Source organism: Telluria sp. AZSoR62 (assembly GCF_058111565.1).
The window spans coordinates 1-406 of sequence record NZ_JBYTST010000109.1 but is presented as its reverse complement, the minus strand read 5'-3'; the positions used below and the strand labels follow the sequence as shown (position 1 = coordinate 406).

Annotated in this window: 1 pseudogene; it reads right to left on the bottom strand. The window is 52.7% G+C overall.

The annotated features are described in order from the left end of the window. Positions 1 to 125 precede the first annotated feature (125 nt). Positions 126 to 406 (bottom strand): annotated as a pseudogene (locus tag AC3XQU_RS23095) (hypothetical protein); the annotation flags it as partial.

Sequence of the window (406 nt, the reverse complement as noted above, 5' to 3'; positions counted from 1 at the left end):
ATGTATCTTGCCCCCTGAAAAATAGCTCAACAGTTTATTTTTATCGTGACAGAGCTGATAACCGATTCGGTCGTCTTGTTCCACCTGAATGGCTTGGCTGAGAGCTCATCGAGAGCCTCAATGCATTAACCAATAGCCGTCAATGGAATCCTCCTCATTGCAAGCCACTTTGCTTTGGCCCCGTGCCGCCTGCTTACGTATATTCGGCCTCTAGATACTGCATCGTTTCGATGCGGGCCATGATGGGCTAGGCGGGCGGCCAACTGGCTAGGTCGATCGCCTTTTGACTTGGCCGTACGCAAAACAGAGCGTGCGCCATGAACCATCAGTGTTCGCAAACATGCATAGCCGCGCTTGCTGAGCCAAGCATCGATCCTTACCGACAGAGCTGCGTTGCTTCGGTGCC